Source organism: Bradyrhizobium sp. SZCCT0153 (genome assembly GCF_018129995.1).
Taxonomy (GTDB): domain Bacteria; phylum Pseudomonadota; class Alphaproteobacteria; order Rhizobiales; family Xanthobacteraceae; genus Bradyrhizobium; species Bradyrhizobium japonicum_G.
This window is the reverse complement of record NZ_JAFCKS010000004.1, coordinates 544,388-557,339: the sequence shown is the minus strand read 5'-3', so window position 1 is coordinate 557,339 and position 12,952 is coordinate 544,388. Positions and strand designations below refer to the sequence as shown.

General features: G+C 60.8%; 12 protein-coding genes. 7 read left to right on the top strand and 5 right to left on the bottom strand.

Annotated elements, in window-relative coordinates:
* Positions 1–70: 70 nt before the first annotated feature.
* Together JQ572_RS20970 and JQ572_RS20965 are read right to left on the bottom strand one after the other, a co-directional pair.
* Complete coding sequence (locus JQ572_RS20970) at positions 71–925, bottom strand: class I SAM-dependent methyltransferase (RefSeq protein WP_256806135.1); 855 nt, start codon at positions 923–925, stop codon at positions 71–73.
* A 68-nt stretch (positions 926–993) separates the two neighbouring features.
* A complete protein-coding gene (locus JQ572_RS20965; RefSeq protein WP_211384703.1) occupies positions 994–2,646 on the bottom strand; it encodes a polysaccharide biosynthesis/export family protein in 1,653 nt (550 codons plus the stop codon).
* A gap of 270 nt (positions 2,647–2,916) precedes the next feature.
* Here JQ572_RS20965 and JQ572_RS20960 point away from each other — a divergent pair, with 270 nt between their 5' ends.
* The 5 genes from JQ572_RS20960 (at position 2,917) to JQ572_RS20940 (ending at position 7,321) form a co-directional block, all read left to right on the top strand.
* Complete coding sequence (locus JQ572_RS20960; RefSeq protein ID WP_249129142.1) at positions 2,917–4,608, top strand: coiled-coil domain-containing protein; 1,692 nt, start codon at positions 2,917–2,919, stop codon at positions 4,606–4,608.
* Positions 4,609–4,702: 94 nt separating this feature from the next.
* On the top strand, positions 4,703–5,746 hold the full coding sequence (locus tag JQ572_RS20955; RefSeq protein WP_211384817.1) for a TAXI family TRAP transporter solute-binding subunit: 1,044 nt from the start codon (positions 4,703–4,705) through the stop codon (positions 5,744–5,746).
* Positions 5,743–6,363 carry a hypothetical protein gene (locus JQ572_RS20950; protein WP_211384702.1) on the top strand — a complete coding sequence of 207 codons (621 nt, stop codon included), beginning with the start codon at positions 5,743–5,745 and terminating at the stop codon, positions 6,361–6,363. The genes JQ572_RS20955 and JQ572_RS20950 overlap by 4 nt, the downstream gene beginning before the upstream one ends.
* Positions 6,364–6,399: 36 nt before the next feature.
* Complete coding sequence (locus tag JQ572_RS20945) at positions 6,400–6,999, top strand: DsrE family protein (RefSeq protein ID WP_211384701.1); 600 nt, start codon at positions 6,400–6,402, stop codon at positions 6,997–6,999.
* A gap of 94 nt (positions 7,000–7,093) precedes the next feature.
* Positions 7,094–7,321: a hypothetical protein gene (locus JQ572_RS20940; protein ID WP_211384700.1), complete on the top strand. Its 228-nt coding sequence runs from the start codon at positions 7,094–7,096 to the stop codon at positions 7,319–7,321.
* Positions 7,322–7,441: 120 nt separating this feature from the next.
* On the opposite strand, the gene JQ572_RS20935 is transcribed toward JQ572_RS20940, so the two are convergent.
* Together JQ572_RS20935 and galE are read right to left on the bottom strand one after the other, a co-directional pair.
* Positions 7,442–7,885, bottom strand: coding sequence for a cupin domain-containing protein (locus JQ572_RS20935; protein ID WP_410050491.1), 444 nt, complete (start codon positions 7,883–7,885; stop codon positions 7,442–7,444).
* A 1,553-nt stretch (positions 7,886–9,438) separates the two neighbouring features.
* Positions 9,439–10,431, bottom strand: coding sequence for a UDP-glucose 4-epimerase GalE (galE, locus tag JQ572_RS20930; RefSeq protein WP_211384699.1), 993 nt, complete (start codon positions 10,429–10,431; stop codon positions 9,439–9,441).
* Positions 10,432–10,832: 401 nt separating this feature from the next.
* Here galE and JQ572_RS20925 point away from each other — a divergent pair, with 401 nt between their 5' ends.
* Both JQ572_RS20925 and JQ572_RS20920 read left to right on the top strand, forming a co-directional pair.
* Positions 10,833–11,078, top strand: a complete 246-nt coding sequence (locus JQ572_RS20925; protein ID WP_211384698.1) for a DUF1488 family protein — start codon at positions 10,833–10,835, stop codon at positions 11,076–11,078.
* An 861-nt stretch (positions 11,079–11,939) separates the two neighbouring features.
* Positions 11,940–12,179, top strand: a complete 240-nt coding sequence (locus tag JQ572_RS20920) for a cold-shock protein (protein WP_211384697.1) — start codon at positions 11,940–11,942, stop codon at positions 12,177–12,179.
* A gap of 39 nt (positions 12,180–12,218) precedes the next feature.
* On the opposite strand, the gene JQ572_RS20915 is transcribed toward JQ572_RS20920, so the two are convergent.
* Entirely contained in the window at positions 12,219–12,935 is a 717-nt protein-coding gene (locus JQ572_RS20915) for a hypothetical protein (RefSeq protein WP_211384696.1), read from the bottom strand.
* Positions 12,936–12,952 lie beyond the last annotated feature (17 nt).

Below are 12,952 nucleotides of genomic sequence, written 5' to 3'. Positions count from 1 at the left end.
TCCGCAAAATTGGATGCCTGCGGACCATCGTGATCGGCGCCGCCGGAGGCTCGTTCTGAGTCTCGCGCGATTATTTGGTTGCAATTGCCGTGATGCCCATCAGGACGCCGGCCAATTGATTGCGCCGCAAACGCGCCGGGAGGCGTTGCAGAGCCCATTCGACGCCGCGCATCAGGCGATAGGGTGGCGTGGCGAGCCGATATCCGGCGGTCACCAGGGGGAACTCGACTCGGCGGAAGCCGGCCCTGAGCATCAGGGCGCGCAGCGAACGGTAGTCATATTCGCGCATGTGCATGCCCGTCGCCACATCGTCGACGAGCGCAGAAATGTCGTGCGGCCCCGTAACGATGCTCGGCGTCGTACACACATAACGCCCGCCACGCCTGAGCACCCGGTGGATCTCCCGGAGCTGGTCCTTGGCGTCCTCGACGTGCAGATGCTCCATGAGCTGATCCGAATTCGCCAGATCGACGGAGTTGTCCGCGAGCGGAATGTCGACCCCATCGGTCTTCACGAATCGGAAATTCGCCGGAGCGGCGGGGAAATTCACAAGAGCATCCGTGACATCCAAGCCGAGCACCTCACGGGCGACGCTGGACAGCGCGTAGGGCAGCAGGGCGTCACCGGCGCCGATCTCCAGATACACGCCGCCGCGCTCCATCAGAGGCTTGAGCAGCCTGACTTGTCTCGCAACCCGGTCCGGCCGCGAGCTGCCGGCGGCTTTTTGCGGATGGTCCGGCAGGCTGTTGAACAGTTCCGAATAGACTTCGGCATAGAGACGGGAGCGCTCGTCGCCGGTGGCGGCCCGCAGACGATCCGCGAGCCGGCGCTCGAGTTCGTAGTGCGCGATCAGGCGCTCGGGCGATCGAGTGTCCTTCAAGCGCCGCTGGATCGCCCTATAGTCGGGCTTCAGCTTCGTCGACACAGGCGCTTCCGATCCGATTTGGCTGCCAGCAGGCCCATCACCTTTGCGGTTCAATCTCCCGAACGCCATCACTTCGGACCGGCCCTCTTGTCCGCGACAGCGCGACCGGTCGTATCGGCACGATCGGCGGGACGCCCGGCCGGCAGTCTCTCGCCCGCCGGCGAGGTCGCGACCGGCGCGCCGGCCCGCTCTTTTGTCTCGCTTTCGCCCGTGATGATGTTGACGAGGTCACCAGGTAGCAACACGCTCATCCCCGCGGAGGCGATGGCGACCGGTCCGGCTGCAGTCTGCCGCACGACCTCGTAGGTCACCCGGTTCGCCTCCTTCGCAAACTGGGCACGGGTCGCCGGCAATGTGCTAAGCACGCCTTCGCTGATGTTGAACTCGCGCTCATTGTCCGCAATCTGGCGCTCGATCGTCTCGATCTCGACCTCCAGATCGTTCTTGACATCGGCCTGGACCTTCATTGCCTCGGCCTCCATGGAAGCGAGGCGCTGCTTGGCCATCCCGTACTGATTGAGGGCATCCCGCCGACGTTGCTCGGCGTCGGTCAACTCGCTCTGGACCTGATTGAGTACCGTCATGCTGAGAACGTTGCGGTCCACGAGCGTCCGCATGCTGCTGACGCGATCCTGGCGCAGCTTGACGAGCTCGTCGAGCGCCTCCGTGCGCCCGTATACAGCAACATCCTGCTTGGCCGAATCCAATGCGGTCAGGATGGCGTGCTCGCGGTTCTTGCGGGCCGTAGCGACGGCCTTGCGTCGGTCGCTCTGCTCATTGACGAGATTGGCGGCCTCGGTCGAGCCGACCAATTCCAGCAGCCGGAGCGGAATCTTTGGTTCGGTCCCTTCGCGCTCGGCCTTCAGCACCGCCGCACGCGCCAATAACTTCAGCATGGCATCGACCGCCGCACTGCGCCTCTGGATTTCCCGCACAGCTTCGATCTTTTGCCATGGCTCATTGGTACCCCGATCAAGCCCCCCGGCCAGCGCGATCGCATGAAGGACCGTCATGCCGGGCACGTATTTGAACGAGCCCGCATTCTTGACCGGTCCCAGCACGTAAATAGGCGAGCGCTCCACCGACAGAATATTGATCATTCCTTTGCGGCCCAGCAGCTGATCGAATCGCTCCAGCAGCTCGGTTTGCACCTGTTGCGCTGACCGATCGACGACCGGAATGGAGCCGAGCAAGGGCACAGAAATCTTGCCGTCCTCCTCGACGGCGTATTCCCCGCTCAGTTCCGGGCGCTGCAGGATGCCGCGTAGAGCCGACGCGGACGATGAGCGCCCCCACTTGTCTTCCTCGACGTCAACGCGCTCGTAGAACGCGAGCTTGAGCCGGTCGCCGACGACGAAAAGGCCAGCCGCCGGCGCGTCCAGCGGCATGCCGACCGTTCTCGGGCGCTCAGTCATGGTGGGGACGGCAAGGATGGCGCTCCGTTCGATCAGCGCTGCGCCCGGCGCCTGAGCTCCGAGCACGCCGGCGGATTCAGCCATGGCCTGACCCGGCTGGTCTTGCTGTGTACCGATTGCAGCGGACACCTTCTGCACGAGGGCTCCGGAGGCAACCTCGACCGCCTCCCAATTCCTGGCCGCTCCGGCCCCCAGAAGCGCGAGCCCGGAGACGGCCCCCAGGAACAACAGCAGGGGTTTCTTTCCCCTGCGCAAAGCTACGTTGGGCAGTCGAATGACGGGCTCGGATTTTCCCTTGGCATCCATGGTGAATGGTTCTCGATTTCGATGGCAGCAATCCCGCCGCATCCGTCACTGAGTGCAAACGTGGACAACAAGTACGATAACGCTGCCCATCGTGGCCTCTGAAGATCACAGGCACAACGACCCTTTGTGGGCATCCCTGGAGGTACCTCTTCTGAGCAGGGAAAGGGGGAAGCGAGGGTCCTCCATGCGAGTAATAGGAATCACGGATAGGCAGCGCGCATAATGATGCACCTGTAACGAACCGCACCATCATGCGACGGGTCACTGCAAATGGGTCGCACGGCCATTCTTCATTTGAACACCACCTGCGACGTCGCAGATACGTCGCGCCGTGCTTGCGACGAGACGCTGTTCGCGCCGGAGACGGCAAGACACCTGTCCGGGCTGGGATGGTTCGCGCCCCTGTGGCTGGCGGCGGCTATGCTCGTGATCACGTCCATTCCGGACGTGCAGGCGTCCGCCGATCACGCGCGATACGTCGTGGATGCACGACAGGCGAGTGTTTCCGACCATCGCGACTCAATGCGGCTCGCGCAAGCGGCAGCAACCGAAAGAGGAGAGCCGCAGCAGTCTCCGGAACTGGAGCCGCGCGGGCCTGACGCGCTGTCCTGCGAACTCGGCAATGCGAAACACGATATCGAGCTCCTGCAAGGTCTCGCACACGAGCACGATCGAGCCGAACAGCTGGAGCAGGCGTTGACGGCGGCGCGACGCGACGTCGATGCTCAGACAGCACTTGCGGCAAAGACGAGCGACGAGGTTGTCCAGCTGAAGCAGGCGGCGGAAGGTGGCCGCGTGGAATTACAGGAATCCCTGCAACAGCAGCGCGACCGGGCCGGCCGGCTCGAGCAGGCGCTTGCAGTCGCGCATCGAGACGTCGATACTCAGACAGCACTCGCGACAAAGGCGAGCGACGAGGCCGCCCAGCTGAAGCAGGCAGCGGAAGGTGGCTTGGCGGAGTTGCAGCAATCCCTGCAACAGGAGCGGGATCGGAACGGTCAGCTGGAGCAGGTGATCGCAGCCGCGCGACGCGATATCGATGTGCAAACGGCGCGAGCGGCAGCGGCGAGCGACGAGGTCGCCAGGCTGACGCAAGCTGAAAAAGCTGGCGCCGCGGAACAGAGACGATCGATGCAGAAGGAGCGCGAGAGAGCCGATGCGCTGGCGCAGGATCTCTCGATGGCACGCAGCAAGGTCTACGCCTACGAAGCTCAAGCCGCCAAAGCCAGCGAGGAAGCGGCACAGCTCAAACAGGCGGAGGCGAGCGATACCGCCTCGCTGGGGCAATCGCAGCAACGGGAGCGCGAGCGGGTCGAGCAGCTGGCTCGGGATCTTGCTAAAGCAGGCCGCGAGCTCGACGCGCAGACCGAGCGGGCGTCCAAGGCGAGCGACGAAGTCGTGTGGATCAAGCAGGCCAGAGAGCGCGACTCGGCCGAGTTGCGCAGCTTGTTGCAGCGTGAGCGCGAGCGGGCCGAGGGACTGGAAAGAACTCTTGCATTGGCGCGTCACGACAACGGCGCACTTGTGGCGAAAGGTCTCACCGCTGCGTCTCAGTTCGCTACCACCGGCCAGGCCGCGCGCGAGGCGCCGGCACGGCCACTCCAGCACCGGCCTGCCCAAGATGAGCCAGTCCAAGACCAGGCTATGGTGGCGCGCAGCCCAGACGATGCGCAGGTCAATCCTGACGAAGGGATGCAAGTAGCGAGGCTGATCGCGCGCGCAAGCTTGCTGCTTGAACGGGGCGACATCGGCGCGGCGCGAATCGTGCTGGAGCACGTCGCCCGAATGGGCAGTGCGCAGGCAGTGTTCGTGCTCGCGGAAACCTACGATCCGCTGACGCTTCCCAGTTTTGGAACTTATGGAACCCACAGCGACGCGAGCAAGGCGCGTGATCTCTATGCGCGGGCCGAAGCCGGAGGAGTCGAGGAGGCGAAGGCGCGATTCGAAGCGTTGGGTCGATAGCGCGGTCCCGTGCGGCCATTTTTCCAAACGACCACGCGCTATCGAGATCCGAAAGCGCTGACGCGCATGAGGCATGTGTAGAGGACCTTGGGCAATGAAAAGGCTTACTGGATTGCATCGGCTGATCTTGCTCGCGGCGTTTGCACCATTCCTCCTGGCCCTCCCGCCTTGGGCGGATGCCCGGCCGCAGAACAATCGGCCTCACAAGGTTCGTCTGGCGCGGCCCGAGCCGCCGCAGCCAAGGCCTGAGGCGATCTCTATGAACGCCTGGACGATCGGCCTGGCTGGAGGCCTGCTTGAGGGCGCCCCGATCCGCCTGGCGGCGGAGATCGCCCGTGTGGTCGACGACGGAGACAACATGCATGTTCTGCCGGTCGTCACTCGCGGAGCCACTGAAAATCTGAATTCCCTGCTCTATTTGCGCGGCATCGATGCGGCCATCATCAACTCCGACGCGCTCGAGGAATACAAGAGCCAGGTGCCGGACATCCAGCGACGGATTGCGTATGTCCTGAATCTGTTCCCGTCCGAGCTGCACATCTTCGTTCGGCCGGAGATTCGGAGCTTGAGTGATCTCGCCGGCAAGAAGGTCAACTTCAATACGCAGGGCACAGCCGCGGCCTATTCGGGGCCGCTGATCTTCAGCCGGCTCAATCTCGAGGTGGAAAAGACGTTCATTCCGCATCAAATCGCGCTCGAACAGATGCGCAAGGGCGAGATGGCAGCCGTCGTCTTCATTACCTCGAAGCCGGTGGATGCCTTTGTGCGCGGCCGCTGGGAGCCGGGTTTCAAGTTCCTGCCCCTCACATACGACAGCAAGTTCGAGGACTATTATCTTCCTGCCGCCCTCGATGGGGCTGACTATCCCAATCTGATCAAACCGGGCGAACGGGTTTCAACGATCGCGGTGCCGACCGCTCTGGTCGCCTTCAATTGGCCGGCCAACTCGAATCGCTCCGAGCGCGTCGCGCGCTTCATCGACCACCTGTTCTCCCGGATCGACAGATTACAGGGGCCCGGTTTCGATCCAAAGTGGAGATCCATCAACCTCGCCGCAACGGTTCCGGGTCTCACGCGCGTCCCTGCGGCGCAGGCGTGGCTGAATCGCCAGCCTCGCGCAACACAAGCATCGCAATGACACGGGCCGCGATGCTTCTTCTTGTTGCGCTCTGGGGTGCAGGCGGCATTGCGTTGGCCCAGGACCCCATGACGCAGCTCCGTTCCTGTCTTCAGAAGGAACACGCGGAGCGCCTGGCGTGTCTGAATAAATTGACGCGTACCGTCGCGCCTCAGCATCGCCTGACGCCGGAAGACGACTGGATCGTCAGCCAGACGACCTCCCCAATAGACTACTCACCGATCGCGACCGCTACGACATCGTCGCGCGGTGGGACCGGCGAGCCCTTAATGCAATTATCGATCCGCTGTCGCAGCGGCTGGACGGAGCTAGTGCTCGCGGGACCCGGCATCTCCCGCGGAGACGGTGACGATGCAATTTCCTATCGCGTCAATGATAGTCCTGCGGTGCAGGTCGCGGCAGCCATCCCGGCATTCGGTCCCGGCGTCGCGTTCGCAGGAGACGTCGTTCGCTTGCTGCAGTCGCTTCCAGACAGCGGGGACCTCATTGTCCTGCTTTCACCGCGGGGCGGCGCTGCCCATGACGGAACGTTCTCCCTCGCCGGGCTGGACGCGGCGCGTGCGAAGATGGCCGCGGCGTGCAAATGGCCGCGCGCGATCGCGACACCAAATCATTGATGGCGTGCATATGATTTTCTTCAATGGAGGCGGATAATGATCAGGCTTCAACATATTGCCAAAGCGGCCGCGATGGCAGCGATCACCGTTCTGGTTTCCGCATCGTTTGCGGCCGCGGAGCAGGGCGGAAAATACTGGACCCCGGCAGACGGGCAACCCGTCCCGCATAAGGCGAGCCATGAGAGACAGCACGTAGCGAAGCCGACGACGGCGACGTGGAAGCACTCCGCGTTTGCCCGCATGGAGGCTTCGGCCACACCGAAGAAAAGAGAACATCATTTGATCCTGCAGGTGAATACCAACGACCCCGCAGCGATGAATCTCGCGCTTAACAACGCAACCAATGTGGCGCAATATTACAAGGACGCTGGCGAGAAGGTGAAGATCGAGGTCGTCACGTTCGGGCCCGGCCTGCACATGCTGCGTGGCGACACCTCGCCGGTAAAGGCACGCATCGAGGAGATGGCCCTGAGCACGCCCGAGGTCTCGTTCAAGGCCTGCGGCAACACCCAGGAGAAGATGAAGAAGGCCGAGGATAAGGACATACCGATCGTTCGTCAGGCGGAAGTCGTGAAATCTGGCGTCGTGCGTGTCATGGAATTGCAGGAGCTGGGCTGGACCTACGTCAAGCCGTGACAGGTACCTACAGCGACGTCGGCCGCCATGCCTAAGAACATTTCCTTTGAACTTCGCGGCGTCGAGCACTGTCTCTTTCACTACTGAGAAGGCCATGCCGGAATCAGCCTGCACCAATCTCGGGTTTCCTCCGGGCTCACGGGTCCAGGTAAAGCCTGAAGCCGGCGCTCGCTTGGCTGGAAAGACCGGACGCGTCATCGGCGGCGGATTTTATCCGAGAAGCCTGCGTGTGGTTCTGGACGGATCGAAGGTCCCAATCACTCTGCATGTGAACTATGTGGCGGCGACCGATGACGACATCGACCCGGGGAAGCCGGATTAAAGCATGGGTCGGGGCCTGACTGGAATCGACTCCCGCGCCAGGGTCGTTCCAATTCGATCGAGAGAAGTGATGCTCGCATTGAGCGACTTCTTTCGTGTCCGGCTATTAAGTTGCATCCCGTCAAGTAAGTCGCGACGCTGCAGGTTGGCTAGGCATCAGTGACTTGAGCTTGTTGACGGCACGGATGGCGAGGCCCAGCGGAGACGGATTGTTGAGCCGGCAGAAGGCGACCTTCTTCACACTATCTTCGACGTGCCATTTGGCACGCGCCCCGGTACGGAACACGATCACGTCTCCGACTCCATAACGCGTCGGCGGCGCCCCATCGACCTCGAGCAGGATTGATCCTTCGAGAATCACGACGGTCTCGTCGAAATCGTAATGCCAGTTGAACTTGCCCTGGGTGCAGGACCAGATCATGGTCCAGGCAGTCTTACATGCGCTCGTCGACACAAGGTGCGAACAAGCTTCCGGATTGCCTTCAATGATCCACGACGGCTCAATCGGAGCAGGCTTCAGATTGACCATCTCGCAATATGCCGCTTCAACAAGTTCGCGCATCAACGCCTCGAATGCATCATTCGCATTGCTTGATAGACATTGGGCCCCAACTCCCGCCCACCTCGACATATTGAGGCGCCCGGCGAAGCCCGTGAAGATGCCGCCTTGTCGCACTCCCCTTACGAGGTACCTCGTCCCGGCAGCTTCACGGATGATGTTTTGCGCTGCCTTTTGGCGATCGACGGCTCCGCGACTCTCCTGGATGGCGCCTCCCAAAATGCTTGCATCAACACCGCGCAGCGCGTGCTTCCACTTGGGCTGTCGAATTCGTGGCCGGTCATGAAGGACGACGTCAGCTTCAGGCACTACCTCCTGCCCACCGCGCGAAGATGAATTCGTCCTTTGTGGTCGTCTGCGGCGGGGACGCGAAGAGTTTGCGCCTTCATCGATCAGGATCTGTACTCCGTCATGCAGTGTCAGCCCGTACTTCAGCAAACCTCTGCGTATTCTTCGATTCTGCCCGAGGTGTCGGTGGGAAGGGAGAGACGCTCACGCCGGCGCCTTCGTCCGGCACGATATCTCGCCCGGCGCGAGCTCGCCTGCCCAACCTCCAGCAGGCACACGATCATTCCGCCTCGAACAGCTGAGCCTGCAGGTAAGCACTTGCCTGCTCCCTGGGGATTCAAAATCCTGCACAGCGCCATATGGTCCTTCGAAGCGGGATCGGTTCTCCTCTACGACTGCATGGCGGCTTATCGGCCGGACAACATGAGGGTTCACATCCACTTCAAGCACTATTTCAGCAGCAGCGCGGCACAGCCGCCCCAATGCGTCGCTGATGATGTAGAACAAAAGTGGAAAAATACCCGCTACGTCGGGCGGCTCTGACCCAGATAGAGAACTGAGGAAGCGGTTCTGCCGGTCGGCCTTCGAGTCGGCTTCGCCTCTGCTTGAGCGAGCAAAGTAGAGCACGATGCCGCGAGGGGACTCGCCGGTCGGCCGCCAAAAACACCGTTTGAAGAACCGTTTTAGTTCGGCGCTCTCAAACGGTTTCTCTCGCTAAGGTCTTGATCTTGTATGGTGGGCGCACCAGGGCTCGAACCTGGGACCCGCTGATTAAGAGATAGCGACGGGTTGAGAACCATCAATGACTTACCGGTCGCGAACTAGGGCTTATCCGGCCGCAATCGGGCATCTGTCGCACGACCACGATACTCGCTGCGCTGAGGATGTTGGGAACGACTGAAATTGAAGAGTACAACGGATAGATCAAGAGGCGCCGCTTAACTCGCCAGGCGGGGGAGGCCTAGCGCTTGGCGCAAGCTCGGACCGTCGTAATCCGTGCGGAATAAGCCGCTACATTGCGCTCCGGTAGTAGCCCGTGGACCAGTTCCTCCAAGCCGCTCGGAAGATAGGGGACCTGCAACCTGATGCTGTCAGGCGCCGGCCTCTAACCACTCCTGCATGCGACCAGCCACCGTACCGGGCGTGCCGGCAATCCACCGGTGGTTCTCCCCGCTCCATAGCAATCCCCGTGCACAGCGATGCCCCGGGCTTGTCGCAACCCATCAGCACGGTTGACCTCGATGCGCCAAGCCGGACTACTGGCTCGTACGTTATAATCGCGTGAGCGGATGCGCCTTCTGGTGCCAGGCCCAGGCGGTGCGGATCACAGTCGGCAGGTCGGAATGGCGCGGCACGAAGTTAAGAACTTTTCGTGCGGCGGAGGCGTCGGCGACCAGATAGGTGGGATCGCCGGCGCGACGCGGCTTGACGGTGTGCGGCACCTCACGGCCGGTCTCCTGCCGGATCGCGCCCAGGATCTCGCGCACCGAAAAGCCGGAGCCGGTGCCGAGATTGAAGCTACCGCCGGCATGTCCCTGTTCCAGCAGCTTCAGCGCCGCGACATGCGCGGCGGCGAGGTCGGTGACATGGATGTAGTCGCGGATCGCGGTGCCGTCGGGCGTGTCGTAGTCATCGCCGAACACCGCGAAGTCGACATGGCCCTGGAGAGCCATCATGGCGCGCGGAATGAGGTGGGTCTCGTTGTCGCGCAACTCGCCGATGCCGCCGGCCGGATCGGCACCGCTGGCGTTGAAATAGCGCAGGCAGAACGCGCCGAAGCCATAGGCCGCGCGGTAGTCGGCGAGCATCCGCTCGATCATCCATTTCGACGCGCCATAGGGATTGATCGGCGCACAGGGGAAGTCTTCCGGCAGTTCCTTGGAATCGGCGTTGCCGTAGACGGCGCCGGTCGAGGAGAACACGATGCGATGGCAATCGGCGTTGCGCATCGCCTGGAGCAGCGACAGCGTGCCCTGCAAATTGTTGATGTAGTACTTCTGCGGGTCGGTCATGGATTCGCCGACAAGGCTCGCCGCCGCGAAATGCATCACGGCCGTGACCTTGTGATCGGCGAAGGCGCGCGCCAGCGCTGCGCCGTCGAGAAGGTCGCCGGTCACCAGGGGGCCGGCAACGAAGCTGCGATGACCCGTCGAAAGATTGTCATAAACGACGGGCTGATAGCCGGCGGCGGCCAGGGCGCGGCAGGCATGCGAGCCAATATAGCCGGCGCCTCCCGTGACGAGGACAGTCGGTCGGTCGGTCATGGTTGCTACCCCGAAGCGAAGTCACTAATCGCCAATCAATCGTCGACAGCATAAAATCTGAGCAGAGCGCACCAGTACGAGCTTCAACCATCCATGATCCTTTTGCGGCGCAATCGAGGGCGACGCGGGTTCGGACCAGCGGACCAGAGACAGCTATTGCGGAGAGCCGATAGCGAACTCCTTTGGCATGAGGCGATTTGATGCCGGGGCCGGTCCCACAACTTGACCGTGATCAGATTCAACATTGCTTTATTTCCCTAGCTTCCATCTCGTGCAAGGCAGTCTTCGCCGGCATAGGGCGTAGTGCGAAAGAAACTCCTGAACCCCGGAGCAAACTCCAACGAAGAATTGCACAACGGAGATCCGCTGCGATGCCCCTTCGACATGACCCTTCCGGAGAGATGACCGTTGTTGACCAACATTCGGGCATCCTGTTCGCGATGTTTGACGGTCCCAAACGAGTGATCTGCAAAGTTGATTGGGACGCTCTTATTGATCGCGCAGCGGTCGATGGCGCCGATGAAATGGACATTCGAGCGACCTTTCATCGGCATCGCGAGGCCATCCAAGCTATAGCCAGCCAGAACTATGATGCGGAGCAAGCAAGCCCGATTGTCACGACTTACCAGCTCACCCCGCTTCCCTGACCCCGAGACCCTTGCCTCTTCGTAACAGCCTGAAAAGGAGCGCTATAGTGTTGGCCCCGCAGACCACCAAGCGAAAGGTTGCTCCGCCATGGAGTCATCACGAGATCGAGCAGGTACGGTTCCTCATTTTAGAGGGAAAGAGCTTGCACGCCGTTTCACGACGCCTTGGAAGAACACCACAAGCTGTGAGAAAGATCGTTAGCAGGCTAAAGCTTCCACTCCGACTTGTCGATCTGGCGAGGTGAATCGGCTTCAATCTCCGGCACTCGACTGACGTCATCTCACGCGGACGGTCGGAGAATATCACAAATGCCTGTCAAACTTGCGCTTCCCGACGAAACCAAGGCAGGCACCTGCTCTGCTAATCGCCTCCTCGTCGCGGATCGCTTTCGCCCCAGACCCTGGCCGGTTGTCGCGAAAGAGGTGCGTTGTGCGACATTCCATATTGCCGTAGCTCTTTCTTGGCTTAACCAGGCTTTCAGATCGCGATCGCTTTACCACTGCGTCTTTGCAACTAATCGCGAGATGCAGCATTTAAGTCGATCGACGTTTCGAGAGGCGCTTGCGCCTACAGCACACGCAAGGCAGGAAGCATATCTGCAAATAAACGCGGCATATTGCTTATTTGCGCAGCAACACTTGACGTATCTATTGTGGGGATGTGAGCATTGGGCCACGAGTTCCGATTCATACGCAGCATTTTTGCAGCGCCGGTTAGTCTGAATGAACGAAACTCACCCCTCATCGGACCAAGGGGTAACAACCGGGGTTTGAGCAAAAGAAGTCATTCTACGCCCGATGTGAATTTCTACGCTTCGCAATCTTTACGTCGGACTAGATCATGCGGATGCCGGAGGAACTTTGGCTAACGGATTCGTAGTCTGGTTCAATAAGTTTAAGGGTTACGGCTTCATAAGGCCCGACGGCGGAGGCAAGGACATATTCGTTCATATGTCCGCCGTCGAGGAAGCCGGCATTTCGACGTTGATTGAAGGGCAAAGAGTGAGCTACGAGCTCGCTTCCGTCGCAGGCAGGGTAACGGCCAGTCAGCTGCGAGTCGGTATCCAGGAATCTAAACAGGAATCGAGTTCTGCAGAATGAAAGGATATTTCGTGTTCCCGACAGTTCAAAATCTGCGTCTCACATTCGGCGATACCGGAGTTTGAGGTTCTCGACCATGTCGTTGTAACGACCAATAAGGTCTATCAGCTCGCCCCCATGATCCGACAAAAAACCAGCGATGCTGGAACTCACGATTTGTGCGGTCGCGTCGATCTCTCCCAATAGCTCGCGCCGCGCAGCGTCACAGTACTCCGCGATGAGTGCGTCAGCGATCGACAACTCGCTTGCAATCCTCATGGTCTCGAACGTTGGCGCTTCGTGCTGCGGCACAACTTCGAACCAGCGATCTACCCGCGTGTTCCGCTCGCCCGCCCTCGTTCGAGGAGAGCCATCAGCAACCGCTCTTTCAACGTCGATAGAAAGCAACTCTAGCGTTTCGTCGTGAAGGCGATCGAGCTCAGTCATGGAGTGATCAAACATGCTGCTCAGCTGCGTGAGCTGTAGCCACGCGAGTCTCAAATGTTGATACGGCGACAATTGGTCACGGATCCAGGGATAGCTGCCGGCAACAATGCGGCAAACGATCAGATCGCCGTATACGGTCCGCAGCTTAAGAAGCGCAGCAAGCTCCGCTTTCAGGCGCTGATGAATGGCCGATATCGCTCCTGTCATTCGCTCCGGCACGAACTCGAATGACGGATCGGACAGGCGCACTAAATTTTCACCGGCCAGCTCGATGATCGAAACAATCTGCTCGTCAATCTCACCGGTCGTTAGCTCATCCACCCTGCTCATTCTCACATAATCCAGCA